Genomic DNA, 25,443 nt, shown 5'->3' on the forward strand with positions numbered 1-25,443 from the left:
CGAGGTTCGTTCGGGCCGCGAACCTTCGCCGGTCAAATAGGACTCCGCCTGTCATGAGGGAAATGATATGTCTTCACGACAGCCATGAATGCCGTGAATTTCAGAACCGCCGACCTCAATCTCTTCCGGGTGTTCGTCACCCTGCTGGAAGAGAAGAACGCCACGCGCGCCGGCGAGCGCCTGGGCCTGTCCCAGTCGGCGGTCAGCCATTCGCTGCGCCGCCTGCGCGAGATGGTCGGCGACGACCTCTTCATCCGGGGCCAGACCGGTCTGCGTCCGACGCCCCGTGCGCTTGAGATCGCCGACACCGCCCGCACGGCCCTGAAGCTGCTGGAGACGGCGGTCACCGCGCAGAAGTTCGATCCCGCCGTCGACCACCACGCCTTCCACATCGCGACGGGGACCTACATCTCCTACGTCCTGGGCCCGCTGATCGCCGAGCGGGTGCTGTCCACGGCCCCGAACATCCAGATCCACTTCCGCGGCGTCTATGCTGGCATGACCGAGGATCTCGACACCGGCAGCCTGGACATGGTCATCGGCTGCTTCGAGGCGATCCCGGGGCGGTTCACCCACACCCAGCTCTTCGAGGAGTCCGGCGTCTGGGTGCTGCGCAACGGCCACCCGGCCCTGGCCGACGGCGTCGATTACGAGACCCTGGCCCGCCTGCCGCGCCTGGGGGTGAAGGGCGGCAATGACGATCCCGACCGCACCTCTGCCGGGCATCTGGGTTTGCGCCGCATCACCTCGTGGGGCGAGACCTATGCCCTTGGCGACAATCCCTACCAGCCGTTCTCGGTGCAGGACTCGTTCAGCGCCATGAACATGGTCAGCCGTTCGGACATGACCTGCATCCTGCCCCGACGCCTGGCCCAGATGGCGGCCGAGCGCGGCAAGGTGGCGATGATCGAGCCGCCGAACGCCCCGCCGCCGACGCCGTTCGGCGCGGTGCTGCGGGCCACCGACGGGCCGGACTCGCCCAACGCCTGGCTGCTGCGCCTGTGCCTGGAAGCCGCCTCGGCGCTCTAGCCGCAATCGCGCCACAATCGGCGCCGGGCCGATACAGACGGGCCAAGTTTTCCGCCCGAGGCGCCGGCTAAGCCTAGCCGATGCGCTCCAGGATCCTGCTCGTCGACTCCAACCCCGAAGTGCTGGCCGACCTGGCCGCGTTCCTGGCGCGCCATGACCTGGAGGTGCTCCAGGCCAGCTCGGCGCGCGAGATGGAGCAGGTGCTGGGCAAGACCGAGGTCGACGCGGTGGTCCTTGACCTGATGCGGCCCGGCGAGAACGGCCTGGCGATCTGCGGCAAGCTACGTGAGCGCACGCCCGCGCCGGCCGTCATCGTGGTCAGCGCCGTGGCCGACGAGGCCGACATCGTCGTGGGCCTGGAGCTCGGCGCCGACGACTATGTCGCCAAGCCCTGCCGGCCGCGCGAACTGCTGGCTCGCCTGCGGGCCGTGCTGCGCCGACGCGGGGAGACCGCACGGCTGGTCCGTGACCTCGCGCTCTCCGACAGCTACCGCTTCGAAGGCTGGAGGCTCAACGCGGCCACCCACCAGTTGTTCGATCCGCGCGACAAGCCGGTGGACCTGTCGCCGGCCGAGTTCAACCTGCTGCGTGTGCTGGTCGCCAAGCCGCTGGAGGTCGTGCCGCGCCGCGAGCTGATCCCCGGCCGCTCGCCCGTCGAAGACCAGGCGCGAGACTTCCAGATCAACGTCGCCATGAGCCGCCTGCGCCGCAAGCTGGCGCGGGCCGAGGGCGGGGCGCGACTGATCCGCACCGTCCGTCACTCCGGCTACCTGTTCACCGTCCCCGTCGAGCGCGTCTCGCCGCCTTAGAGACCGTTTCAAAAGTCCACAGCCCTTGAAGGCCTAGCGGCCGTCCAAAATGACGTTTGAAGTGACCAGCCGAGACTGTGTCTCGGCTGGTCAATAATTTATACATGTAGTCTATGCGTGATGCTACCGCCCGTTCAGGGCGCGTTGCAGCTCCACGATCCGACCTACGCAGCGCAAAGCGGTAGCCCCTCCGCGATCGTACCGCCGCAATAGGCGCGTCAGTTCAGTACGCAATTCAGTTCGGCTCATAATTATAATTCCGTCCGGGTAATAATTGTGGGTTGAAATGAGCCGGGGCGCGGCAACGCCCCGGCTCTCCCATTTTGCTCAGTAGAAGAGCCCTTCCGTCAATTCACGGTTCTGCGAGCGCAACTACAAGTATTTGTAAATATTAAAATCATTGCCAAATATCCTATTTCGGGATATTTTGACCATCCGAACATCCCTTGTGGTGCTCATCGGTGCGGGGCGGCGTAATGCGGCAATATACATACCCCAGTGATCTAACCGACGATCAGTGCGAGTTAGTAAAATCCATAATACCGCCGCCGCTATTTGGCGGACGCCCGCGTTATACTAATGAGCGGGATGCGATGAACGCTGTCCTTTATGTCGTGCGTTCCGGTTGTCAGTGGCGACAACTCCCAGCGGACTTCCCTCCGTGGCAGACCGTCTATCGCTACTTCGCCCGTTGACGAAGGACGGAGTTGTCCGCAAAATCCAACGCAAGCTGTACAAGCTCGTGCGCGTCAAAGAAGGGCGGGAAGATGAGCCCACGGTTCTTTGCATCGACTCCCAGTCAGTGAAGACCAGCAAAGCCGGTGGCGAACGCGGTTACGACGGTGGCAAGCGAGTTAAAGGCCGCAAGCGCCACGTTGTTACGGATTCAACGGGTCTGTTCGTGGATGCCAAGGTAACCACAGCGAATGTTCACGATACGCATGGCGCTAGAGAGGCACTAACCCGTGCTACTCGTTGGCTGAAGACGCGCCCTAAAGCGATCTATGCCGATAGCGCCTATGGCGGTGGCCCTTTCCGACGCTGGGTTAGTGAATTTATCGGCGCGACCGTCGAGGTGGCCAAGAACCTCGCCAAGGTAACCAAGGCTTTCGTACCCGTACCCAAGCGCTGGGTTATCGAGCGTACGTTCGCGTGGTTCGGGGACTATCGCCGTCTCGACAAGGATCATGAGCGCTTACGTTCGCGCAGCCTGTCGATGATCCGGTTAGCAATGATGGCGTTCAGCTTGAAGCGCCTAGCTTGCTAAAAACTGTTCGAGCAATTCCGTTGGTGAGCGCTCTAGCGCACGAGAGATCGAGCAGAACTCGATCACGTCTAAACGGCGTTCGCCGTTCTCGTACTTCGATACATACGACTGCGGCTTACCAAGGCGGTTGGCGACATCCACCTGAGTTAGTCCTGCTTCGCGTCGCGCATTAGTCAGGGTCGCGGTTAGCGTTTCATACGCCTCGCTGAATACCGAACTAGGCATGTTCCTGGCGGCCCCACTAGCTGAGGCAACCGCGTTAAAACCCGCTTTCGAATATCCCAGTTCGGGATATTTGGTCTGCATAACTGGAGGGCGTTATGAGTTACCGATTGATGGCCGCGTCGCTTGCGACGTTGGCATTGTGTCTTGGTGGCTGCGATCGCAGCCCAAATGCGGTTGCTAACAAACCTAGCGCGCCCAAAGCAGAGCAGGTCGCCGGGATAGCAGACGAGATACCACCGGGCGGGGCGGTAAGGGCCGACCCAGAGCCTGATGAACAGGCTGCGAGCTACAAGTCACACGAAGGCAACGTCTACTATTACGAAGACCAATCTGGTCAGTTAGTAGCCGTTGTGGACACTGGCGTTGTCAAAGCTGGAGAGAGCCCATTTCCTCTAATCAAGGAGGGCGACCGTGTCCTTACGTTGGACGGGCGGGCGATGGCGGCTATTGGCGCTGGATCGCAGATAGTTCGCCTGTATCGTCGCCAAGGTATGGGAACCACGCTCATTCAAGACGCTGCATTGCCGCTCGATGGTGACTCCATCGCGGCGGTAGCGATGCGTGATGCTCTTGCGGGCCAACTCAGCTCGCCCGAGGCTGTTGCCAATACCGCTGCTAGCGAACCCACTCCAGCGAATTGACGGAAAGATGGGCGGCAACAATGCCGCCCATCTTTTACTAGGCACTTTTGAAACGGTCTCTTAGGCCGCCACCCGCATCGGCCGGGCCTGCGGCAGGCGCAGCTCGGCGACCAGACCCTGCTCGGCCGCGCGCAGGCGCAGCTCGCCGCCGTGGGCGCGGATGGTCGAACGCGACACCGATAGGCCAAGCCCAACGCCGGACTTGCCCGAAGCCCGCGCGGCTTCGCTGCGATAGAATGGCTGGAACACCCGCTCAAGGTCGTCGGGCGACAGGCCGGGTCCCTTGTCTGCGACCTCGATGAAGGCCTCGCCGTCGCGGACGTCCAGGCTGACGGTGGCCTGCTCGCCGTATTTCAGGGCGTTGTCGATCAGGTTCTCGACCACGCGTTGGACGCCGACCACGTCGATCTCGGCCAGCACCGCCGGGCCGGGTTCCAGCTTGGCGGGGCCAGGGGCGTCGTCGACCACCACCTCCAGCAGCGAGCGCAGATCGACGATCTGGCGCGAGGCCACGTGGGTCTCGTCGCGCATGAAGGCCAGGACCGAGGCGATCATCTCCTCCATCTGGTCCATGTCGCGGCCGATGGCTTGGCGCAGGGCAGGGGAAGCGCGCTCCAGCTTGAAGCGCATGCGGGTCAGGGGCGTGCGCAGGTCGTGCGAGATCGCCCGGATCATGCCGGTGCGGTCGTCCACGTAGCGCTTCAGCCGCTGCTGCATCAGGTTGAAGGCATCGGCGGCCTTGCCGATCTCGGCCGGCCCCGAAAGCGGCGGCAGGTCGGCCGAAGGCTCGCGGCCCAGGCGGTCCGCGGACTCGGCGAACACCTTCAGCGGCGCGGCCAGGCGCCACGCGACGAAGAAGGCCAGCGGGGCGATCAGGGCGATCGACAGGCCAAACCATAGCAGCACCCGGCGCTGCCAGCTGTTGGGGAAGCCCTCGGGGCGCGGCCGCACGGTGGCCCAGCGGCCGTCGTCCATCTTCATGGCGGCGACGAACTCGCCTTCGACATAGGGCGCGCGGCCAAGGCTGAAAGCGTTGGCGACGGCGGGGGGCGGCAGGGTGTGCTCGGCCACGGCGACGACGACCGGCGCGGCGGCCTGGGGCAGGCGAGCCTGCGGCGCGCGGGCGACCTCGGCCTCGACGGCGGGACGGACGGGCTCGAGTGGTTCGGGCGTGGCCACCGGCGGAGCGGCGGCCGGCGCGATGACCACCGGAGCCGGCGCGGGCGTGGTCACGACGGGCGCCGATGTTCGCGTGGGGGCCTCAGCGGTGCTCGTGCTGGTGAAGACGAAGCGCGGCGCGGGGCGGGCGAAGACTGCGGCGTCTAGGGGTGAGCGGATGATCGGGCCCCGCATTGGACCGTTCAAGACATCCGGTCGGCCGGACATTTGATCGCCCATCGCGGGCGAAGCGCTAGGGCCTCGGATCGCCGCCGCGCCGCCGTCCGGGAATGCGCCCGACGGACGCATCATGGGCCGAGGCATCTGCTGTTGTTGCGGCATCGACGGCCGCTGGAAGACGCGCTGCGAGGACGGGAACGGACCGCCCGGTTGGCCCATGGCGCCAGGCCGCATCATGGGCGCGCCGCCCGGCATGCGGCCGGGACCGCCCATCGGCATCGACGGCGGGCCGCCGGCGCCGCCGGCCTGTCCGACATTGATCATCTGGGGGCGGGCTGGCTCGGCGCGTCCCGGGGGCGGCGGCATCGGCGCGCCGGCCAGAGGCGGCGGGGCATAGAACAGCAGGCGCACGTCGGTCTCGGCCACGCCGATCATGCGGGCCAGGTCCTTGGTGGCGGGCGGCGAGACCATCCAGCCGGGACTGGCCAGGCTGGGGGCGGTGTCCTCGAACGACAGCACCAGCGGACGGTCGTGATCGTCCGAGGCCTCGCCGCCGCGCAGCGCCGCGCTGATGTCGGTCAGGCTGTACTGGCTGGGCGGGGCCGGCGGGAAGAACACCGTCAGCACCAGGGTCACCACCTGGGCAGCGGCCAGGGCCCCGACCACGATGGCCAGGATGCGGGCCCACATCGGCGGGCTGAGGCGCTTGCTCCAGGTCATTCGCGGCCCACTCCGGCGTCCAGCATGTAGCCGACGCCCCGATAGGTTCGGATCAGTTCACGATCCGTCTGGTCCTGGATCTTGCGACGCAGGCGGCTGATGTGCAGGTCGACCGCGCGGCCCATCTCATCGGCCTCGTCGGCGCGCAGCAGGGCGATCAGGTCCTCGCGCGGGACCACCTGGCGGGCGCGGTCCAGCAGGGCGCCCAGGATGGCCAGCTCGCTGCGGGTCAGCAGCAGGATGGCCCCGTTCGGCGCGCGCAGCTGGCGGGCGGCGAGATCCAGGCGGAAGTCGGCGAAGCGGTAGACGCTGGTCTTGCGGGTCGCGGGGCCGGCGGGGCGGCGACGCAGCAGGGCCTTCACGCGGGCCAAGAGCTCGCGCGGCATGATCGGCTTGACCACATAGTCGTCGGCGCCAAGCTCCAGGCCCAGGATGCGGTCGATGGGATCGCCTTGCGCCGTCAGCATCAGGATGGCCGGGCCGTCGCCGCCGGCCAGGGTGCGGCACAGGGACAGGCCGTCCTCGCCCGGCAGGTTGACATCCAGCACCGCAACCTGGATCGCGCGCTCGGCCAGGATCTTGCGGGCGGTCGGCACGTCGCCGGCCTCGTGCACGACATGGCCGTTGTCGACGAGGTAGGCGGTCATTTCCCGGCGCAGTTCGAGGTCGTCCTCGACCAGCAGGATTTCGGCGACAGGGGACATGTCGGTCTGCGGAGTCATGACCTCGACCATAGACCATGAGCGTGGGCGCGCGGACGCATCGTTTGCCGCCTCGCGCGAGACCGAACGTCGCGCCCATGTCGTGCTGATGGCCTGCTGGCCGCCGTTGCTCACTGCCTGGTCTCCGCACCGCCCCTTCGGAAGTCGGCGGCAGCATTAGACCCTGCGATTGTGGGGGCAGTCGGGCGCGTTCGTATTGCGAATGTATCAATCGGCGTCAGCGCCGACACAGTCGACTCGCGACCAGCCAGAACTTCTGGACCGCCGCCTGGAAAAACTGCGCCGAAGCGACCGAGCGCCGCGCCCTTGCAATCCTACTTAAGGGGTCGAGTATCCGGAGGGTTTTTTCATGTCATCAGTCGCCGTCGAGCAGGACGATAGTCGTCCCGCCGCCTGGGCCGCCGTAAGCGCCCTGACCCTGGGCGTCTTCGCGCTTGTCACGTCCGAGTTCCTGCCGGCCAGCGTGCTCACGCCGCTGGCCCGTGACCTGGGGGTCAGCGTCGGCGCGGCCGGCCAAGCGGTGACCGCCACGGCGGTGGTCGGAGCCTTCGCCGCGCCGCTGACGCCGGTGCTGACCGGCCGCTTCGACCGCCGCCTGGTGATGTGGGGCCTGATGGCGCTGCTCAGCGTCTCGAACGTTTTGACCGTATTCGCCAAGGACCTGCCGACCCTCTTGGTGGCCCGCGTGCTGCTGGGCGCCAGCCTGGGCGGCTTCTGGTCGATGGCCGCGGCCCTGGCCATGCGGCTGGTTCCGCCGGCCGCCATGCCGCGCGCCATGTCTTTGATCTTCACCGGTGTCTCTGTGGCCACCGTCTCGGCCGCGCCGATCGGGGCTTATGTCAGCGACACCCTGGGATGGCGGGCGGCCTTCATCATTTCCGGCGTGGTGGGCGCGATCGCTCTACTGGCCCAACTGGTGACCCTGCCGCGACTGGCCCCGACCTCGGTCCCGCGCCTGGCGGGCCTTGTCGAGGTCGCGCGTCGGCCCGCCGTGGCGACGGCGCTCGTCGGCGTGCTGCTGGTAATCTCGGGCCACTTCGCCGGCTTCACCTATGTGCGGCCGGTGCTGGAGCAGGTCGCTCACCTGGACCTGAAGGCGATCTCGCTGACGCTGCTGGCCTTCGGTGTCGCCGGCTTCTTCGGCAACCTCGTCGGCGCGGCGCTCGTTGGCCGTGATCCGCGCCTGGCGGTGCTGACGGGGGCGGCCCTGGTGGGCGTCTCGGCCCTGGCGATCGTGACTCTGGGGCAGTTCGGTCTGCTAACCGCCGTTGCTCTGGCGGTCTGGGGCTTCGCCTTCGCCATGCTGCCGGTCGGCTTCCAGTCCTGGGCGACCTCGGCCGCGCCGGACCAGGCCGAGCTGGCCGGCGGCCTGCTGACCTCGACCTTCCAGGTGGCGATCGCCGCGGGGGCGGTATTCGGCGGCGTGCTGGTCGACCAGATGGGTCCGCTCAGCGCGCCCGGCTATGCGGCCGTCTCGGCGCTGGCGGCGGTGGCCCTGGTGCTGGCGCTGCGTCGTCGTGCGGCGCGGGCGCCAGCCCAGGCGCCCTGCGAGGCCTAACCCGCGGTGGCGGCGGCCTCGCGCTGGGGCAGCCGCCAGCCCGGACGGATGAAGTGGCAGGTGTAGCCGTTCGGGATCCGCTCCAGGTAATCCTGGTGCTCCGGCTCGGCTTCCCAGAAGTCGCTGGCCGGCGCGATCTCGGTCACGACCTTGCCGGGCCACAGGCCCGAGGCGTCGACGTCGGCGATGGTGTCCTCGGCCGTCTCACGCTGGGCTTCCGAGGTGTAGAAGATCGCCGAGCGATAGCTGCGGCCGATGTCGTTGCCTTGGCGGTTGCGGGTGCTCGGATCATGGATCTGGAAGAAGTATTCCAGGATCTGGCGATAGCTGATCACCGCCGGATCGAACTTGATCTCGATCGCCTCGGCATGGTCGCCATGATTGCGATAGGTGGCGTTGGGCACGTCGCCGCCGGAATAGCCGACGCGGGTGTCCAGCACGCCCGGATAGCGGCGCAGCAGGTCCTGCACGCCCCAGAAGCAGCCGCCGGCGAGGATGGCGGTTTCGACTTCGGTGCTCATCGGTTCAACCCTTTCTGATCCCGGCTTCCCGGCTTCGTTGAAGTGGGAACGCGCGAAGGGATTTCCAGGGCCTGTGTGAGCCCTGGCGGTCAACGATGTCTAGAAGGAAGGAATGGTGGATGCTGCAGGGATTGAACCTGCGACCCCCTCGGTGTGAACGAGGTGCTCTCCCGCTGAGCTAAGCATCCGCCGTGTCGGTTCGGGCCGTGAAGGACCGATCCGCGAGAGGAGGGGGTCTATAATCTGGTGTTCGGCGCGGGGCAAGAGGCCAAAAGCGACTTACAGGCCTGAGGCACGTCCAAAAAGCTGTGGATGACCAGATCCGCGCCCAGGGTCTCGACCGGTTCCTCGGTGTAGCCGAACGAGACCAGCACGCTGGGGACCCCGGCGTTCTTGGCCCCCAGAGCGTCGTTGATGCTGTCGCCGATCATCACGGCGCGGCCGATGTCGCCGCCCACGGCCGCGATGGCCGCGGCGACGTGGCGGCCGTCGGGCTTGGCGGCGGGGGCGCTGTCGGCGCCGATCACCGCGTCGAAGAACGGCAGCAAGCCCACGGCCTCCAGCAGGGCGTCCGACAGGTTGGTCAGCTTGTTGGTGCAGACCACCAGCCTGGCGCCGGCGGCCTTCAGCTCGGTGAGGACCTCGACCACGCCGGGGAAGGGCGCGCTCTCCTGGGCGATGCGGGTCAGGTAGTGGGCGATGAAGCGCTCGACCAGCGGCGGGGCGCGCTCGGCGTCCAGCGGTGAGCCGGCGGCGGCGAAGCCGCGCTCCAGCAGGGCGCGGGCGCCGCGACCGACCATCAGCCGCACTTCGTCGAAGGGCAGGGGCGGCAAGGCTTCCTGGACCAGGATGGCGTTCAGCGCGCCCACGAGGTCGGGGGCGGTGTCCACCAGGGTGCCGTCGAGGTCGAAGGCGATGGTCGCCCCGTTCAGGTCATGAAGCTCGCTCATGGGTCTGGCGTTTCCGCCAATTGCGCGGCTAATGCAACGCTGAACGCTCTTCAGGGAGTCGCCCGCACCCATGACTGATTCCGCTTCTACGCCGACCCGCCCGCGCGCCGCCGTGATCCTGGCCGCCGGCCAGGGCACGCGGATGAAGTCTCCGACCCCCAAGGTGCTGCACAAGGTCGCCGGCCGGACCCTGCTGGACCTGGCCATCGACGCCGCCGAGGGGCTGGGCTGCGACCGGATCGTGGTCGTCGTGGGCGCGCACAGCCCGCAGGTCGGCGAGCACGCCCGCAAGCGCCTGGGGCCGAACGCCACCGTGATCCAGGATCCGCCGCTGGGCACCGGCCACGCCGTGCTGGCGGCCAAGGACGCCCTAGCCGATTTCGACGGCGACGTGGTCGTCACCTATGCCGACTGCCCGCTGACCACCGCCCCGGTGATCGCGCCGCTGTTCGACCTGCTGGGAAGCGGCACGGACGTCGCGGTGCTGGGCTTCGAGGCCCACAACCCGACCGGCTATGGCCGCCTGATCCTGGCGCCGGGCCACGTGCTGCTGCGCATCGTCGAAGAGAAGGAAGCCGACCTCGCCACCAAGCAGGTCAAGCACTGCAATTCGGGCGTGCTGGCCGCCGATCGTTCGGCGCTGTTCAGCCTGCTGGCTGATGTCCGCAACGACAACGCCAAGGGCGAGTACTATCTGACCGACGTCGTCGGGCTGGCCCACGACCGCAAGCTCTCGACCCGCGCGGCCTTCGCGCCGGAGGCTTCGGTGCAGGGCGTCAACTCCCAGGCCGAACTCGCCGCCGCCGAGGCTGTCTGGCAGAAGGCCCGCCGCAACGCCCTGATGGTCGACGGGGTGACCATGTCCGCGCCCGAGACCGTCCATCTGTCGTGGGACACCAAGGTCGCCGGCGGCGCGGTGATCGAGCAGTTCGTGGTCTTCGGCCCTGGCGTCAGCGTCGCGGCGCAGGCGGTGATCAAGGCCTTCAGCCACCTGGAAGGCGCGGTGGTGGGCGAGGGCGCCCTGATCGGCCCCTATGCCCGTCTGCGTCCGGGCGCGGAGATCGGTCCCGAGGCCCATATCGGCAACTTCGTGGAAGTGAAGAAGGTCAAGGTCGGGGCCGGCGCCAAGGCCAACCACCTCAGCTATCTGGGCGACGGCTCGATCGGCGAGAAGGCCAACATCGGGGCCGGCACGATCTTCTGCAATTACGACGGCTTCGAGAAGTTCGAGACCCATGTCGGCAAGGGCGCCTTCATCGGCTCCAACAGCGCCCTGGTCGCGCCCGTGCGGGTGGGCGACGGGGCGATGACCGGCTCGGGCTCGGTGATCACCAAGGATGTCGAGGACGGAGCCCTGGCTCTGTCGCGCGCCGAACAGACAGCGAAGGCCGGATGGGCGACCAAGTTCCGCGCCCTGAAGCAAGCCAAGAAGGACAAGAAGGCATGAGCGCCGACGACCAGAAGCGCCTTTCGGGCGAAGCCGCCGCGCAGCTCGTCGAGAGCGGCATGACGGTGGGCCTGGGCACCGGCTCGACGGCCGCCTGGTTCGTCAAGGCGCTGGCCGCCCGCGGCCTGAAGGACATCCGGGGCGTGCCGACCTCCGAAGCCACCGCCAACCTGGCGCGCGAGCTGGGCATCCCGCTGGCGCAGCTGGACGACGTCAAGACCATCGACCTGACCGTGGACGGCGCCGACGAGGTTGGTCCCGGCCTGTCCCTGATCAAGGGCGGCGGCGCGGCCCTGCTGCGCGAGAAGCTGGTCTGGGAAGCCTCGACCCGCTGCGTGGTCATCGCGGACGCCGCCAAGAAGGTCGACGCCCTGGGCAAGTTCCCGCTGCCGATCGAGGTGGTGCGCTTTGGCCACGTCCACACCAGCTGGCGCCTGGCCGACATCGCCGCCGAGTTCGACCTGCCGCCGCCGCGCCTGCGCCAGGCCGACCGGGGCATGGTGGTCACCGACGGCGGCAACCTGATCTACGACATGGCCTCGGGCCAGATCGACGAGCCGGCGGCCCTGGCCACGGCCTTGAAGAGCGTGACGGGCGTGGTCGACCACGGCCTGTTCCTGGACCTGGCCGATGAAGCATTGATCGGCACCGACCAGGGTGTGGTGCGCCTCGTTCCCTGACGTCCTACATAAGCCGACCAGTTAAGGTTCCGGAGGCCGGTGATGGCTGACTACGACTATGATCTCTTCGTCATCGGCGCCGGCTCGGGCGGCGTGCGGGCGGCGCGGCTGGCGGCCATGAGCGGCGCAAAGGTCGGCGTGGCCGAGGAGTATCGGGTCGGCGGCACCTGCGTGATCCGCGGCTGCGTGCCCAAGAAGTTCATGGTCTATGCCAGCGAGGTCACCGGCCAGCTGAAGACGGCCAAGGGCTATGGCTGGACGATCGGCGAGGCCAAGTTCGACTGGAAGGGCTTCATCCACGACAAGGACGTCGAGATCGCCCGCCTGTCGGGGATCTACGTCACCAACCTGCAGAAGGCCGGCGCCAACCTGCTGCATGGCCGGGCCCAGGTCGTCGACGCCCACACCGTCGAGGTGCTGCCCAAGGAGGGCAGCAAGGACGCGGGGACCTATACGGCCAAGAAGATCCTGGTCGCCACGGGCGGCCGTCCGGTGAAGCCGGACTTCCCAGGCGCAGAGTTCGGCATCACCTCGGACGAGGCGTTCCACCTGCCGAAGCTTCCCAAGAGCATCATGGTCGTCGGCGGCGGTTATATCGCCGTCGAGTTCGCCGGCATCTTCGCAGGCTTAGGCGTGCAGACGACGCTGCTCTATCGCGGAGCCAACATCCTGCGCGGCTTCGACGACGACGTCCGTTCGCACCTGGCCGACGAGCTGGGCAAGAAGGGCATCAAGGTGGTGCTGGGCTGCTCGCACACCTCGATCGAGAAGCAGGAGGACGGCACGCTGCTCAGCACCCTGACCAGCGACCTGACCTTCGAGACCGAAGCGGTGATGTTCGCCACGGGCCGCGAGCCCTACGTTCAGGGCCTGGGCCTGGAGAAGGCCGGCGTGAAGCTGAACGACAAGGGCGCGATCGCCGTCGATGAGTACTCCAAGACCAATGTCGCCAGCATCTGGGCCGTCGGCGACGTCACCGACCGGATCAACCTGACGCCAGTGGCGATCCGCGAAGGCGCGGCCTTCGCCCAGACCGAGTTCTACAACAACCCGACCACCTTCGATCACGAGCACGTCGCCTCGGCGGTATTCTCGCAGCCGCCGGTCGGCGCGGTGGGCATGAGCGAGGCCGAGGCCCGCCATGCGTTCGGCGCGGTCGACGTCTATCGCGCCGTGTTCCGCCCGATGAAGGTCACCTTCTACGGCGGCCAGGACCGTTGCCTGATGAAGATCGTGGTCAAGCAGGACGACCAGAAGGTGGTCGGCGTCCACGTGGTGGGCCCGGACTCGCCCGAAATCATCCAGATGGCCGCCATCGCCGTGAAGATGGGCGTGACCAAGCAGCAGTGGGACTCGACCTGCGCGGTGCACCCGACGCTGGCCGAGGAACTGGTCACCATGCGTGAGAAGTACGTCCCGGTCGAAGTCGGCGGGGTTGGATGACGCCTTCTAGCGTCCTGGTTACCGAACGGCGCACGCGCTGGCTGGGAGGGCTCGCCGTCTTCCTGATGGCGATGACGCCGCTGGTCGGTTACCTGGCCCCGCTGGGGTCGGCGACGGTGCTGAGCCTGGTCGGCCTGCTGGCCACGCCGGGCCTGGCGCGCTCGCGGTCGCCGGTGCTGCCGATGTTCGCCCTGCTGCTTCTGGTGTTATGGGCGGTGGTCAGCCTGGCCTGGAGCCCGGCCGCGCCGCACTGGGCCGACTTCAAGCGCAGCAAGGACCTCGAGGACCTGACGATCCTGAAGCTGGTCGTCGAGCTGGGAGTCTACGGCGCGGCCTATGCCGCGCTCACCGACCTGTCGGCGCGCTCGGCCCGGCTGGCCAGCCGGGTAATGGTGGTCGGCGTGATCCTGCTGGCCCTGGTGACCTTCCTGGATGGCCTGTCGCAGGGCGTGGTCTACCAGGCCTTGCGCCGGCTGAGCGGCGATCCCGTCAGGCCCGACATCGCCGTGGTGAAGGTCTCGATGGGGACCTACACCATGGTCCTGCTGTTCTGGCCCGTCGTGCGGCTGCTGGACGCCTGGAAATTCCCGGGGCGCAACATCCTGATCGCCCTGACCGCCGTCATGATCGCGGCCGGCGCGCACCTGACCGGCGCCGACGCTCCCATCGCTGCGCTGGGACTGGCCGCCGTGGCCTGGCTGGGCGTGCGGCTGATCGGCAAGCCGTTCGTGCGGGCCATGATCCCGATGGTCTCGGCGGTCTTCATCTTCGCGCCGATGGCCATTCTGTGGGCCGTGCGCTCGGGCGTCTTCGCCTGGCTGCACGTGCTGGCGCCGCCGTCGTGGGACGCGCGCCTGAACATCTGGGCGCATGCCGCCAACCTGACCGTCGACCACGCCCTGCGCGGCTGGGGCTTCGATTCCGCCCGCACCTTCGCCGGCATCCCGCTGCACACCCACAACGCCGCCCTGCAGCTGTGGCTGGAGCTGGGCTCGGTGGGCGCGGCCCTGGCGGCGGCGTTCTTCGCCTGGATCCTGTACCGCATCGTCGGCTGGACGGGCGTGAACCGCCGCGACGGCGCCATGGCGGCGGCCACGCTCACGGCTTTCCTGGTGATCGGCGGCGTCAGCTTCGGCGTCTGGCAGGAATGGTGGGTGGCGCTGGGCGTCATCGCCGCCATCGCCTGCGGGATCGCGCAAAAATCCAGCGCCGCTTCCAAATAGCGCCGCAACGAATTTCCCCGTTGGGCGGGTCGACGGTATGATGCCGCACGATTTTGCCTTTTCGTCCCTTTCGCGGTATCTACGCCGCCCCTTACAGTTATCGAGCCTGTCATGACCACCCGCTGGACGCCCGCGACCTGGAGAGCCAAACCCGCCAAGCACATGCCCACGGACTATCCGGACATGGGCGCGGTGGAACGGGTCGAGCAGACGCTGCGCCAGATGCCGCCGCTGGTCTTCGCCGGTGAAGCGCGTCGGCTGAAGAGCCTGCTGGGCGATGTCGCGGAAGGCCGGGCCTTCCTGCTGCAGGGCGGCGACTGCGCCGAGAGCTTCAAGGAATTCCACGCGGACAACATCCGCGACACGTTCCGCCTGATCCTGCAGATGGCGGTGGTGCTGACCTTCGCCGGCGGCAAGCCGGTGGTGAAGGTGGGCCGCATCGCCGGCCAGTTCGCCAAGCCGCGCTCCGAGCCCATCGAGACGATCGGCGACGAGACCCTGCCGTCGTATCGCGGCGACATCATCAACGGCATGGACTTCACGGCCGAGGAGCGCGTGCCGGATCCGGATCGCCTGCTGAAGGCCTATGGCCAGTCGGCCTCGACCCTGAACCTGCTGCGCGCCTTCGCCAATGGCGGCTATGCCGACCTGCACAACATCCACCGCTGGACCCTGGGCTTCGTGGGCGACAGCCCGCAGGGCGCGCGCTATCGCGAGCTGTCGGACAAGATCACCGAGAGCCTGGCCTTCATGGCCGCCATCGGCGTGACGCCCCAGAGCCATCCGGGCATGCATCAGGTGGAGTTCTTCACCAGCCACGAGGCCCTGCTGCTGGGCTTCGAGGAAGCCATGACCCGCGTCGATAGCACCTCGGGCGACTGGTACGACACCAGCGCCCACCTGCTGTGGATCGGCGAACGCACCCGCCAGCTGGACGGCGCCCACATCGAATTCATGCGCGGCGTGAAGAACCCGATCGGCCTGAAGTGCGGTCCGACCATGGAGGGCGACGACCTCCTGCGCCTGATCGATGTGCTGAACCCCAACAACGAGCCGGGGCGCCTGACCCTGTACGGCCGCTTCGGCTCGGACAAGATCGCCGACCGCCTGCCGCGCCTGATGAAGGCGACCAAGGCCGCTGGCCGTTCGGTGGTCTGGGCCACCGACCCGATGCACGGCAACACGCTCAAGGCCTCGACCGGTTACAAGACCCGTCCGTTCGACCGCATCCTGGGCGAAGTGAAGAGCTTCGTGGAGATCGCCCAGGCCGAGGGCGTCCATCCGGGCGGCGTCCACCTGGAGATGACCGGCCAGAACGTCACCGAATGTCTGGGCGGCGCCCGCGCGGTCTCGGAGACGGACCTCGCCGACCGCTACCACACGCACTGCGACCCGCGCCTGAACGGCGAGCAGGCGCTGGAACTGGCCTTCCTGGTGGCCGAGAAGCTGAAGTCCGCTCGCGACGACCAGCGTCGTCTCGCCGCCGGCTAACTTTGTCGCTCCGTGAACGGCGCTCTCTGGCGCCGTTCCGCGCGGCCCTATAGCGTCCTCCCCGGGGAGGACGCGTATGGACGACATCGAGCGTCGCGCATTGATGGGGCTGATCGCCGCCGGGGCCATCGCGCCGGAGGCGGCGTTTGGTCAGGCGACGGACGCGCCCGATCCCCTGAAGTTCCTCGACACGGCCCAGCGCCTGACGGTGAAGGCGTTCGTCAACGGCCAGGGGCCGTTCGACTTCCTGGTCGACACCGGCGCCAGCAGCTCGGTGATTTCCGCCGAGCTCGCCGACCGGCTGGGCCTGGTCCGCACGGGCTCGAACAAGCTGCACAGCATCGCCGGCGCCCAGTCGGTCGCGACGGCGCGGGTGGAGAGCCTCACCGTCGGCAAGCGCTCGCGCGCCAACATGACGGTGTCGGTCCTGCCGCGCTCGCTGTTGCGCATGGACGGGGTGCTGGGCCTGGAGTGGCTGGGCCGGGCCAGCGTGCTGCTCGACTTCCTGCGGCACAAGATGGTGGTGGGCGAGGGGCTGCCGCTGTCCGACGATCGCACCGTGGCCGTGAAGTCGCGCCTGACCCGCAGTGGCCTGATGCTGATCGACGCCTTCATCCCCGACCAGCGCCTGATCGCCTTCGTCGACACCGGCTCGACCACCACGGTCGGCAACTTTCCGCTGCTGGAAGCGGCGCGCGAATCCAAGGCGATCGTGGGCGAACTTTCCGACACCGAACTGCGCAGCGTGACCGGTCAGGTGCTGCCCGCGCAGGCCACCATCGTGTCGCGTCTGATGCTGGGAAAGCTGACGTTACGGAACATTCCACTGTTGATCGGCCAGGTTCACACCTTCGACTACTGGGGCTTTCGTGATGAACCCGCCATCGTCATCGGCATTGATATCCTGAAGAAATTCCAATCAGTGGCGATCGACTCCAAGCGCGGCGAGGTGCGCTTCCGCGTTCCCGGCTAGCGCCGCCATTTACGAGAACGCTGAAAGGTTTGCGATGCAACACGCGGCGTCTTGACCGGCCGCGCGGCGCTCTCCAATGGTTGTTTGAAGGGAGAGCCGAATGCGTTTGCGTCAGAAGATTAAGCGGGAAATCAAATTCCTGAAGGGTCTGTCCCGGACGCTGAAGCGCGTGAAGTCCATCGCTCCCGACAGTCCGAATCTGATCTGCGACGACCTCGAGGCCGCGGTCGACAAGTGGCGTGACCGCCAGGCGATCACGTTCGAAGGCAAGACCGTCACATACGCCGAGCTGGACGCCATCGCCAACCGCTACGCCCACTGGGCCAAGGGGCAGGGGCTGACGCGCGGCCAGACCGTGGCGCTCTTCATGCCCAACCGGCTGGAGTACATGGCCATCTGGTACGGCCTGTTGAAGGTCGGCGTGGCCACGGCCCTGATCAACAACCAGCTGACCGGCGCGGCGCTGGCGCACTGCCTGAACATCTCCCAGGCCCTGCACTGCATCGTCGATCCCGAGACCTCGCCGTGCTTCGAGGACGTGAAGGGCCAGCTGCAGCGCCACATGCACCAGTGGGTGCTGGGTCCGGTGACCGGCGAGCAGCGCGACCTCGTCAAGGCGCTGAAGAGCTGCAGCCAGCTGCGCCCCGACCGCGAGACGGCCCGCGACGGCATCGTGGCCAAGGACACCGCGCTCTACATCTTCACCAGCGGCACCACGGGCCTGCCCAAGGCCGCGCGCATCACCCACATGCGCGCCCAGCTCTACATGCGCGGCTTCGCCGGCTCGACCGGGGCCAACCAGAACGACCGCATCTATGTGACCCTGCCGCTGTACCACGCCACCGGCGGCCTCTGCGCCCTGGGCGCGGGCCTGCTGAACGGCGGCTCGATCGTGCTGCGCAAGAAGTTCTCGGCCACCCACTTCTGGCCGGATGTCGTGAATGAGAACTGCACGATGTTCGTCTATATCGGCGAGCTGTGCCGCTACCTGGCCAACCAGCCCGAGCACGAGCTGGAGCGCGCCCACAAGATCCGCATGATCTTCGGCAACGGCCTGCGTCCCGACGTCTGGAACGAGATGCTGGACCGCTTCAAGGTCGGCGAGGTGCTGGAGTTCTACGGCGCGACCGAAGGCAATGTCTCGCTGTTCAACTTCGACGGCCGCCGCGGCGCGATCGGCCGGATCCCGGGCTATCTGAAGAAGAAGTTCAACATCCGGATCGTCAAGTTCGACGTCGAGAGCGAGACGCCTGTGCGCAGCGCCAACGGCTGCTGCATCGAGGTCGCGCCCGGCGAGGTCGGCGAATGCATCGGCCATATCGGCAGCGACGCCCGCTCGAACTACACCGGATACGCCGACAAGGCCGCCACCGAGAAGAAGGTGCTGCACGACGTCTTCGCCAAGGGCGACAACTGGTTCCGCACCGGCGACCTGATGAAGGTCGACAGCGACGGCTATATCTATTTCGTCGACCGCATCGGCGACACCTTCCGCTGGAAGGGCGAGAACGTCGCCACCAGCGAGGTGTCCGAACGCATCGCCGGCTTCGAGGGCGTGCAAGAGGTCAACGTCTACGGCGTTCAGGTCGGCGACCTGGACGGCAAGGCCGGCATGGCCTCGCTGGTGGTCGAGGGCGACTTCGACATGGTCGCCTTCGCCAAGCATGTGGACGAGCAGCTGCCCAGCTACGCCCGCCCGATCTTCGTGCGCCTGCAGAAGGCGATCGAGACCACCGGCACCTTCAAGTACCGCAAGATGGACTTGGTCAATGAGGGCTTCGACCCGTCCAAGACCAAGGACCCGCTGTACTTCCGCGATCCGGCCAAGGGCTATGTGAAGATCACCAAGGCCATCCACGCCAAGATCGAAAGCGGCGGCTTCAAGCTGTGACCACGCGGCGCGCGGGCCTTGCCGCGCTGGCGGCGCTGATGACGTCGGCCTGCTCACCGCTGTCGCTCTTCGCCACGCTCACGCCCAAGGACGCCGCCAAGGTCGAGGGGCGAGGCTCGCGCTATGCGCCGGGCGCCCGGGGCGGCCTCGACGTCTACGCGCCGCCGATCGCGCACGGTCCCGCGCCGGTGGCGGTGTTCTTCTACGGCGGATCCTGGGACAGCGGCCGGCGTCAGGACTATGGCTGGGCCGCGCGCGCCCTGGCGGCCCAAGGCTTCCTGACGATCGTGCCGGACTACCGGCTGTATCCGGAGGTGCGCTTTCCGAGCTTCCTGGACGACTGCGCCCAGGCCGTGCGCTGGGCGATCGACCATGCAGCCGAGCTGGGCGGCGATCCCTCGCGGCTGGTCCTGGTCGGCCACTCGGCGGGCGCCTACAACGCCGCCATGCTGGCCCTGGACCCGCGCTACCTGGCGGCGGCCGGTGTCGCGCCCGGCGCGGTCAAGGCGTTCGCTGGGCTGTCGGGGCCTTACGCTTTTCTGCCGTTGGATGGGCCGATCACCCGCCGCACGTTCGGCGAAGCGTCCGACCTCGAAGCCACGCAGCCAACGAAGTTCGCCCGCGCCGATGCGCCGCCGGCGTTCCTGGCCACGGGCGACAAGGACACCACCGTCTACCCGCGCAACACCCGCAAGCTGGCTAAGGCTCTGCGCGAGGCGGGCGCGAGGGTCGACGAGCGGCACTATGCCGGCCTCGACCACGCCGGGACCGTGCTGGCGCTGTCCCGCCCGTTCCGGCGCAAGGCGACGCTGCTGGCCGACATGACGGCGTTTCTGAAGGGCGCGGTGGTCTCCTAGAGATAGGGCCCCCACATGAAGGCGATCGTGCCGAAAACGCCCGCCGCCGTGTAGACGGCGGCCACGGCGAGCACGGCCGCCGTCAGGGTCTTCAGGGCGCTGTTGGCGCTGCGTTGGGCCGCTTCGTAGAGCTCCAGGATCGCCAGCGGGATCAGGTAGCTGCCGAAGGTCATGACGATGTCTGCGGGGCCGGACATGTCCTTGGTCATGCCCACCGGGCCCTTGTTGATGAGGACCCAGCCCATGATGCCGATCCGCAGGAACCAGACGCCGCTGACCACCATGAAGGTCCGCATGGCCCAGCGCCGGTGCTGCTCGAACCGCCGCTTGATCGCGTGCCGCCAGGCAAGGCCGGCGAAGACCAGAATCAGGACGGCGTTGATCAGGATGGCCACCGCCGAGATCACCGACAGGTAGGTGCCCCGCACCACCGCCAGCCAGACCCCGCTCAGCGCCATGAAGAGGGCGATGACCATGAAGGTCCGGCCGCTCCAGCGATGCAGGTTGGGCCACTTGCGGCGCAGGGCGGGGACCAGCTGCATCAGGCCGCACAGCGTCACCACCGAGGCCAGCAGGACGTGGGCGGCGAAGACCACATTGCCCAGGTCGTCGCCCTTGATGTAGCCGTCGATCAGCGGCTTGTCGTTCCAGCCGGCGAAGTTCCCGGTCGCCGTGCGCACGCCGTAGAAGGCCAGGATGAAGCCGATGAAGGCGATCTGGCCGATGGCCGCGACGACGAACCAGAGCACGCTAGCCCCGCGCAGGGCCTTGTTGGGAAACGATGGGGACGGGGTCGACATGGAAGCTCCTGACACGACCTCGGAACTGAGGCCGACGGCAGGGATGGGAGCGACGCGGACGCGCGGTCTCGCCGATTTGGAATTCGGCTAGAGATAATTTTCACGCCGAGGCAGTTTCACACGCATGACCTCGGCCACGACATCCGACGCTTCGATCGCAGGCCTGCGGCTGTGGCGGCCGCGTGGGCGGCTGCAGGTGCAGGCGGCGATCGCGACCGTGTCCTTCGTCTGCTACGCCCTGAGCCACTTCATCGACGGCCGCGCCGCGACGGCGCTCTCGGTCATCGGCCTCGGCGCCTGCGGCTGGGCCTGGCTGGTGGCCCGCGCCCTGTTCGATCCCGCCGAGCACGATGCGCGATGGCCGCGTGTCGTCGCGCTGGTGGTGGCGACGAGCGGAGGTCTCTCGGTCCTGGCCCCGGCGGGCGTCGTCGAGCGGGTCGCCGACAATGTCTACGCCCTGAGCGGCTCGGCGGCCCTGCTGCTGACCTTCGTCGAGCCCTTCCAGCGTTATGCGCCTGAGCTGCCGACCGTCGAGAAGCGGTTCCGGTTTGCTTTCGTTGGGCTCTACGCCGTGCTGGTCGGGGTCTCGGTGCTGGGCCTGCGCGCGTCGGCCGGCGCGGCGCAGGACGACCTGGTCAAGAGCGCCTGCGCCGTAGTCGGCCTCGCCGCCGTGCTGGTCGCGGTCTGGTTCCGGCTGCGTCACCCACTGGCGGCGAAGGCGCAGCGTCGCGCCCCGACCGAGGATGACGCCCGCCTGGCCGAACGCCTCCAGCGTCTGCTGGTCGACGAGGCCATCGACAGCCGGCCCGAGCTGAAGATCGGCGATGTCGCCGCCCGCCTGGGCGAGCCCGAATACCGGGTCTCGCAAAGCATCAGCGCCGCGCTGGGCTTCGCCAACTTCAACCGCTGGATCAACCACCACCGGATCGCGCGCGCCAAGGCGCTGCTGGCCCAGCCGGACGAGCGGCGCTCGATCCTGGAGATCGCCTTCGCCTGCGGTTTCGCCTCCCTGGGGCCGTTCAACCGCGCCTTCCGGGACGAGGTCGGAACGACGCCCCGGGCCTATCGGTCAGCGATGCGAGCGCCCTAGGGCGCGCCGCAAGCCTTGCCATCCAGCTTGCGCTGATAGGCTTCCGCTAGGCTCAGATACGGCGGCAGGAAGGTCAGCAGCGCCACGGGCTTGCCGTCGGACGTCGTGCCCGTCACCCCCGCCCGCAGCTCGAAGTGCAGGTGGATGGTCGTGGGCGTGCCGCCGAAGTCGTTGGAGACCTTGCCCAGCTTCTGGCCGATCGCGACCTTGTCGCCTTCCTTCACCGCCAGGGTCGACACCTGCATGTGCAGGTAGCGGTAGGTGTAGTGCGGCGCGGCCTTGGCCACGAGGGTCACGCTGTACGAGCCGATATCGGTGATCGTGCCGGCCTCGGCGGCCACGGCCCAGTGCTCGTTCTTCTTGCAGGTGGCCGGACGGATGTCCTGGCCCTGGTGGCCCGTGCCGGCCCCCGCGCACAGCGGGTTCGCGCGCGAGCGCGCCTCGCAGAAGGTGTCGTGCCAGGGCAGGGTGTAGTTCAGCGTATCGCACTGGCTGGGCTTGCCGGGCGGACCCATGCCGCCGCCGGGTCCGTAGACCTGCGAGTTGGGGAAGCCGGCTTCCATCATTGGCCAGCACATCTTGGGCGACCAAACCGTGCGGTCCAGATAGCCCGGACCCTGGCCGGCCGGGATTGCTCCGGCCGGCGCATGGTCGAAGGTCGCCGGCGACGGCGCGGGCGGCTCGGCCGGCTGCGGCGCGGGATCAGGGCTGGGCGGGACCGGCTCGCTGGACGGCTGCTCGGCCCCGCCGTCGATGGGCGAGTCATCGGGCGTGGGCGGACCGGGCTCGGGCGAGGGCGGCTTGGGCGTCTCGCCGCCGGTCGCCGGGGTCTTGGTGGTGTCGTCGCAGGCGGTCAGGGGCGCCAGCGCCAGGGCGGCGACCAGAAGGAGCGGGGAGACTCGCATGATCAACCTCCCAGCCCGGCGGCTTGCCGCGCGGCCTTGCCCATCACCACGGCCGTGGTCTTGCCGACCAGGCCCAGCACGTAGTTGTCGTCGATGCAGCGCGGATCGCTGGGCGCGTCGCAGCGGATTTCCACCGTGTAGAGCACGCCGTAGCGCACGAAGCTGGCCAGCTGGCCGTCGACCGTGCGCTGCACCGTCAGCTGTTCGGGCCCGGTCTCGATCTTCAGCGGCTTGGTCGCGGGCAGGGGGACGGTGGTCGTGGTGCCGCTGAACGACACCCCGCCGCCGGCCGTGTCGGCCGTGATCGTGTAGTAGTCGCCGAAGCTGTAGATCCGCGCATTGGCGGTCAGCTTAGCGTCTGTCGGCAGCAGGATCGGCACGGCGGTGATGTCGACCTGCTCGCGGTTGAGATTGCCGCCCAGGTTCTCAGCGACGCCGCCCGACTGCCGCAGGCCGCCGACGGCGCCCTGCCAGTCCACCCGGCTGCGCGGCGCGGCGACGAAGGCGGCGGCGTTCGGGCGGAAGACCGGCCGTGCGGCCGGAGCCGCCGCGCCCGGTATCGGCGCGCCGGTCGCATCCCGTGTCTGGGCGTTACTCGTGGTGATCCAGGTCGCCCCCGCGACCAGGGTCACGGCGACGGCTCCCGCCGCCGCCAGCCATTTTCCGTGACGCATGGTTTCCCCCACCGAACCGCGTTCGGCGAAACCCTAGCGCGAAAGGACGCCGGTGTTAACCTTTGTCGTCATGTTGCAGTGCGATTGAACGCCGAAGGCTTCGTGCTATAGGACGTGACCTGCTTTTTACGGGCCTTGTGTGTGGCGGCCCGGAAGACCCCAAACCATTCAAAGGGATAGACTTCCCCGCCATGCTGCTCACCATGCTCAAGGCCAAGCTTCACCGCGCCACCGTGACCCAGGCCGACCTCGACTACGAAGGTTCGATCGCCATCGACCGCGACCTGCTGGACGCCTCGGGCATCCTGCCGAACGAGCAGGTCGACGTTCTGAACATCACCAACGGCGCGCGCTTCACCACCTACGCCATCGAGGCCCCGCGCGGCTCGAAGGTCATCGGCGTCAACGGCGCCGCCGCCCGCCTGGTGCAGAAGAACGACCTGGTGATCGTGGTCACCTACTGCCAGATGGCCGCGGAAGAGGCGCGCAACTACGCCCCGACCGTCGTGCTGCTGGACGAAGGCAACCTGATCAAGAAGGCCGCCTGATGCGTCGCATCGCGCTGGCGATCCTGGCCGTCGCGGGCCTGTCGGCCTGCTCCGCGAAGCTGCCGGAGGGCGTGGACGAAGCCATCCTGACCCAGGCGGTCGGCAAGTCGATCGGCTCGCCCTCGACCTGCGTGGTGGTGGCTGACGCCGACGGCAAGCTGGTCTGGCGCGGCGGTGGCTATGTCACCTGCTCGCGCAATTTGCCGGATTGCGAAGGCAACCAGGTCACGGCCGAGAGCCTGCTGAAGGCCAGCATCGGCAAGCCCGCCCGCTTCATCAGCTGCCCCAGCCCGGCCGCGGCTGCCAACACCGTCGGCTGGTCCATCGGCCCGGTGCCGACCGGCGAGGGCAAGCCGGCCCGCAATCTGACCTATGTCGCGGTCATGGAGGGCGAGCGGGCCCTGCCGGGGCTCGAGATCAAGGACCGGGTCGAGCGGGCCTTCAAGAAGGCCGGTTTCTAAGCTCTGGAAACATCAAAGCCGCCGCCGGGGTGTCCCGACGGCGGCTTTTTCGCGCCCGCTAGGTCGGGCTTACTTCGTGACTTCGTAGACCGCGCTGACGTCGATGCGGACCTTCAGTTCGCCGCCGGCGATGCTGGTCGAGTCGGCCATCTCGCGCTTGGCGGCGAAGGCCATCATCGGCACCGGCGGCGGGGCGGGCATGTAGCCGCCGCCTTCGCTCAGATTGACCAGGCGCACGGTCTTGTAGCCCGTGGCGCGGCCGTACAGCTCGGCCTTGGCCTGCAGGGCCTTCACGGCCTCCAGGCGGGCGGCGTCCTCGGCCGCTTGAGGGTTGATCAGGCCAAAGCTGATGCCGTTGACGGTGTTGGCGCCGGCATTGACCGTGGCGTCCACGGCCGCGCCCAGCTTGGCCAGGTCGCGAACCGTGATCGTCACCTGGTTCGAGGCCTGGTAACCGGTCAGTTTCGGCGGCTGGTTCTGCTCATAGGCGTACTGGGCGTTCAGGTTCAGGTTCGAGGTCTGGATGTCGCGCTCGGCGATGCCGGCCTTCTTCAAGGCGGCGATCACCTGGTTCATGCGCACGCCGTTGGCCTTCAGGGCCTCGCCGGCGGTCAGGGCTTCGGTCTGGACGCCCAGATTGATGGTGGCCATGTCCGGCGCCACGCGGGTCTCGCCGAAGGCCGACAGGCTGAAGGTCGTGGCCTTGAAGGCCGCATCCGTCGAGGTCTGGGCCATGGCGGGAGCGGCCGCGCCCAGCAGCAGAGCGCCGCCGATCAGGGCAGGCAGGGCGAAAGCGGGCAGGCGGCGAGCGGTGTTGGTCATCGTTCTTTCTCCAGGGCGGGCCAGCGCAGGGAAGCGTCGCCGAACCGCTATGGTTCCTTGGTGACAGCCCCAACCTGAACCGGAGCTTTAAGCCGCGTTCGGCTCATGTTATTCGCCGGCTCTCGCGTACGCTCATCCGTATCCGCGCGGGCCTGTAGCTCAATGGTTAGAGCCGACCGCTCATAACGGTCTGGTTGGGGGTTCGAGTCCCTCCAGGCCTACCAATTTCCAAGCGTGCTGACTTTTGTAGTCGAGTTAAAAAAGGCCGCCGCCTGATGGGAGGCGGCGGCTTGCACACTAGTGGCTGGCTATCCCCCGTTGAATTTGCAACGAATTCGTTGAGGGGGACAAGGCGGTT

General features: G+C 67.8%; 26 protein-coding genes and 2 tRNA genes. 18 read left to right on the forward strand and 10 right to left on the reverse strand.

Going from position 1 to position 25,443, the window contains the following annotated elements; genetic code table 11:
* Positions 1 to 84 precede the first annotated feature (84 nt).
* From AC1RR5_RS04065 to AC1RR5_RS04080, 4 genes are all read left to right on the forward strand, one after another.
* Positions 85 to 1,029 carry a LysR family transcriptional regulator gene (locus AC1RR5_RS04065; protein ID WP_492919824.1) on the forward strand — a complete coding sequence of 315 codons (945 nt, stop codon included), beginning with the start codon at positions 85 to 87 and terminating at the stop codon, positions 1,027 to 1,029.
* 80 nt (positions 1,030 to 1,109) lie between these two features.
* Positions 1,110 to 1,838 (forward strand): response regulator transcription factor, encoded by a 729-nt coding sequence (locus AC1RR5_RS04070; protein WP_492919825.1) that lies wholly within the window; start codon positions 1,110 to 1,112, stop codon positions 1,836 to 1,838.
* 476 nt (positions 1,839 to 2,314) lie between these two features.
* Positions 2,315 to 2,533 (forward strand): transposase, encoded by a 219-nt coding sequence (locus AC1RR5_RS04075; protein ID WP_492919826.1) that lies wholly within the window; start codon positions 2,315 to 2,317, stop codon positions 2,531 to 2,533.
* Positions 2,500 to 3,105 carry an IS5 family transposase gene (locus AC1RR5_RS04080; RefSeq protein ID WP_492919827.1) on the forward strand — a complete coding sequence of 202 codons (606 nt, stop codon included), beginning with the start codon at positions 2,500 to 2,502 and terminating at the stop codon, positions 3,103 to 3,105. Before AC1RR5_RS04075 ends, AC1RR5_RS04080 begins: the two co-directional genes overlap by 34 nt.
* Here AC1RR5_RS04080 and AC1RR5_RS04085 read toward each other — a convergent pair.
* Complete coding sequence (locus AC1RR5_RS04085; RefSeq protein WP_492919828.1) at positions 3,094 to 3,411, reverse strand: helix-turn-helix domain-containing protein; 318 nt, start codon at positions 3,409 to 3,411, stop codon at positions 3,094 to 3,096. The two genes, AC1RR5_RS04080 and AC1RR5_RS04085, sit on opposite strands and share 12 nt — an antisense overlap.
* Before the next feature lie 14 nt (positions 3,412 to 3,425).
* Between AC1RR5_RS04085 and AC1RR5_RS04090 the strand changes: the two genes are divergently transcribed.
* Complete coding sequence (locus AC1RR5_RS04090) at positions 3,426 to 3,971, forward strand: hypothetical protein (RefSeq protein ID WP_492919829.1); 546 nt, start codon at positions 3,426 to 3,428, stop codon at positions 3,969 to 3,971.
* A gap of 60 nt (positions 3,972 to 4,031) precedes the next feature.
* Here the strand turns inward: AC1RR5_RS04090 and AC1RR5_RS04095 are convergent, their stop codons facing one another.
* Entirely contained in the window at positions 4,032 to 6,029 is a 1,998-nt protein-coding gene (locus AC1RR5_RS04095; protein ID WP_492919830.1) for a sensor histidine kinase, read from the reverse strand.
* Complete coding sequence (locus AC1RR5_RS04100; RefSeq protein ID WP_492919831.1) at positions 6,026 to 6,733, reverse strand: response regulator; 708 nt, start codon at positions 6,731 to 6,733, stop codon at positions 6,026 to 6,028. Before AC1RR5_RS04100 ends, AC1RR5_RS04095 begins: the two co-directional genes overlap by 4 nt.
* A gap of 367 nt (positions 6,734 to 7,100) precedes the next feature.
* On the opposite strand from AC1RR5_RS04100, the gene AC1RR5_RS04105 reads away from it, so the two are divergent.
* The gene (locus AC1RR5_RS04105) at positions 7,101 to 8,309 is read left to right on the forward strand and encodes an MFS transporter (protein ID WP_492919832.1); all 1,209 of its coding nucleotides are present in this window, start codon (positions 7,101 to 7,103) and stop codon (positions 8,307 to 8,309) included.
* Here AC1RR5_RS04105 and msrA read toward each other — a convergent pair.
* From msrA to AC1RR5_RS04120, 3 genes are all read right to left on the reverse strand, one after another.
* Positions 8,306 to 8,830, reverse strand: a complete 525-nt coding sequence (gene msrA, locus AC1RR5_RS04110) for a peptide-methionine (S)-S-oxide reductase MsrA (protein ID WP_492919833.1) — start codon at positions 8,828 to 8,830, stop codon at positions 8,306 to 8,308. The genes AC1RR5_RS04105 and msrA overlap by 4 nt on opposite strands.
* A gap of 113 nt (positions 8,831 to 8,943) precedes the next feature.
* A tRNA-Val gene (locus AC1RR5_RS04115) sits at positions 8,944 to 9,018 on the reverse strand.
* A 48-nt stretch (positions 9,019 to 9,066) separates the two neighbouring features.
* The gene (locus AC1RR5_RS04120) at positions 9,067 to 9,780 is read right to left on the reverse strand and encodes a phosphoglycolate phosphatase (RefSeq protein WP_492919834.1); all 714 of its coding nucleotides are present in this window, start codon (positions 9,778 to 9,780) and stop codon (positions 9,067 to 9,069) included.
* 70 nt (positions 9,781 to 9,850) lie between these two features.
* On the opposite strand from AC1RR5_RS04120, the gene glmU reads away from it, so the two are divergent.
* The 8 genes from glmU to AC1RR5_RS04160 all read left to right on the forward strand — a co-directional run bounded on the left by glmU (position 9,851) and on the right by AC1RR5_RS04160 (position 19,785).
* Positions 9,851 to 11,227: a bifunctional UDP-N-acetylglucosamine diphosphorylase/glucosamine-1-phosphate N-acetyltransferase GlmU gene (gene glmU, locus AC1RR5_RS04125; RefSeq protein ID WP_492919835.1), complete on the forward strand. Its 1,377-nt coding sequence runs from the start codon at positions 9,851 to 9,853 to the stop codon at positions 11,225 to 11,227.
* Positions 11,224 to 11,907, forward strand: coding sequence for a ribose-5-phosphate isomerase RpiA (gene rpiA / locus AC1RR5_RS04130; protein ID WP_492919836.1), 684 nt, complete (start codon positions 11,224 to 11,226; stop codon positions 11,905 to 11,907). The genes glmU and rpiA overlap by 4 nt, the downstream gene beginning before the upstream one ends.
* Positions 11,908 to 11,949: 42 nt before the next feature.
* On the forward strand, positions 11,950 to 13,350 hold the full coding sequence (gor, locus tag AC1RR5_RS04135; RefSeq protein ID WP_492919837.1) for a glutathione-disulfide reductase: 1,401 nt from the start codon (positions 11,950 to 11,952) through the stop codon (positions 13,348 to 13,350).
* The gene (locus AC1RR5_RS04140; protein ID WP_492919838.1) at positions 13,347 to 14,573 is read left to right on the forward strand and encodes an O-antigen ligase family protein; all 1,227 of its coding nucleotides are present in this window, start codon (positions 13,347 to 13,349) and stop codon (positions 14,571 to 14,573) included. Before gor ends, AC1RR5_RS04140 begins: the two co-directional genes overlap by 4 nt.
* A 111-nt stretch (positions 14,574 to 14,684) precedes the next feature.
* Positions 14,685 to 16,064: a class II 3-deoxy-7-phosphoheptulonate synthase gene (locus AC1RR5_RS04145; protein WP_492919839.1), complete on the forward strand. Its 1,380-nt coding sequence runs from the start codon at positions 14,685 to 14,687 to the stop codon at positions 16,062 to 16,064.
* Positions 16,065 to 16,140: 76 nt separating this feature from the next.
* On the forward strand, positions 16,141 to 17,037 hold the full coding sequence (locus tag AC1RR5_RS04150; RefSeq protein ID WP_492919840.1) for an aspartyl protease family protein: 897 nt from the start codon (positions 16,141 to 16,143) through the stop codon (positions 17,035 to 17,037).
* Between the two features lie 100 nt (positions 17,038 to 17,137).
* Positions 17,138 to 18,928 carry a long-chain-acyl-CoA synthetase gene (locus tag AC1RR5_RS04155; protein ID WP_492919841.1) on the forward strand — a complete coding sequence of 597 codons (1,791 nt, stop codon included), beginning with the start codon at positions 17,138 to 17,140 and terminating at the stop codon, positions 18,926 to 18,928.
* Between the two features lie 38 nt (positions 18,929 to 18,966).
* The gene (locus tag AC1RR5_RS04160; protein ID WP_492919842.1) at positions 18,967 to 19,785 is read left to right on the forward strand and encodes an alpha/beta hydrolase; all 819 of its coding nucleotides are present in this window, start codon (positions 18,967 to 18,969) and stop codon (positions 19,783 to 19,785) included.
* On the opposite strand, the gene AC1RR5_RS04165 is transcribed toward AC1RR5_RS04160, so the two are convergent.
* Positions 19,782 to 20,585 carry a DUF2306 domain-containing protein gene (locus AC1RR5_RS04165; protein ID WP_492919843.1) on the reverse strand — a complete coding sequence of 268 codons (804 nt, stop codon included), beginning with the start codon at positions 20,583 to 20,585 and terminating at the stop codon, positions 19,782 to 19,784. The genes AC1RR5_RS04160 and AC1RR5_RS04165 overlap by 4 nt on opposite strands.
* Before the next feature lie 124 nt (positions 20,586 to 20,709).
* Between AC1RR5_RS04165 and AC1RR5_RS04170 the strand changes: the two genes are divergently transcribed.
* Positions 20,710 to 21,675, forward strand: coding sequence for a helix-turn-helix transcriptional regulator (locus AC1RR5_RS04170; RefSeq protein ID WP_492919844.1), 966 nt, complete (start codon positions 20,710 to 20,712; stop codon positions 21,673 to 21,675).
* Here the strand turns inward: AC1RR5_RS04170 and AC1RR5_RS04175 are convergent.
* The gene (locus AC1RR5_RS04175; RefSeq protein WP_492919845.1) at positions 21,672 to 22,580 is read right to left on the reverse strand and encodes a M23 family metallopeptidase; all 909 of its coding nucleotides are present in this window, start codon (positions 22,578 to 22,580) and stop codon (positions 21,672 to 21,674) included. The two genes, AC1RR5_RS04170 and AC1RR5_RS04175, sit on opposite strands and share 4 nt — an antisense overlap.
* A 2-nt stretch (positions 22,581 to 22,582) precedes the next feature.
* Entirely contained in the window at positions 22,583 to 23,266 is a 684-nt protein-coding gene (locus AC1RR5_RS04180; RefSeq protein ID WP_492919846.1) for a hypothetical protein, read from the reverse strand.
* A gap of 179 nt (positions 23,267 to 23,445) precedes the next feature.
* On the opposite strand from AC1RR5_RS04180, the gene panD reads away from it, so the two are divergent.
* Positions 23,446 to 23,802 (forward strand): aspartate 1-decarboxylase, encoded by a 357-nt coding sequence (gene panD, locus AC1RR5_RS04185; protein WP_099576484.1) that lies wholly within the window; start codon positions 23,446 to 23,448, stop codon positions 23,800 to 23,802.
* Complete coding sequence (locus tag AC1RR5_RS04190; RefSeq protein ID WP_492919847.1) at positions 23,802 to 24,263, forward strand: hypothetical protein; 462 nt, start codon at positions 23,802 to 23,804, stop codon at positions 24,261 to 24,263. Before panD ends, AC1RR5_RS04190 begins: the two co-directional genes overlap by 1 nt.
* A 69-nt stretch (positions 24,264 to 24,332) precedes the next feature.
* On the opposite strand, the gene AC1RR5_RS04195 is transcribed toward AC1RR5_RS04190, so the two are convergent.
* Complete coding sequence (locus AC1RR5_RS04195; protein ID WP_492919848.1) at positions 24,333 to 25,085, reverse strand: SIMPL domain-containing protein; 753 nt, start codon at positions 25,083 to 25,085, stop codon at positions 24,333 to 24,335.
* A gap of 148 nt (positions 25,086 to 25,233) precedes the next feature.
* Here AC1RR5_RS04195 and AC1RR5_RS04200 point away from each other — a divergent pair.
* Positions 25,234 to 25,309: transfer RNA gene (locus tag AC1RR5_RS04200), tRNA-Ile, on the forward strand.
* The last annotated feature ends 134 nt before the right edge of the window (positions 25,310 to 25,443 follow it).

Source organism: Caulobacter sp. GW821-FHT11E11 (assembly GCF_058808315.1).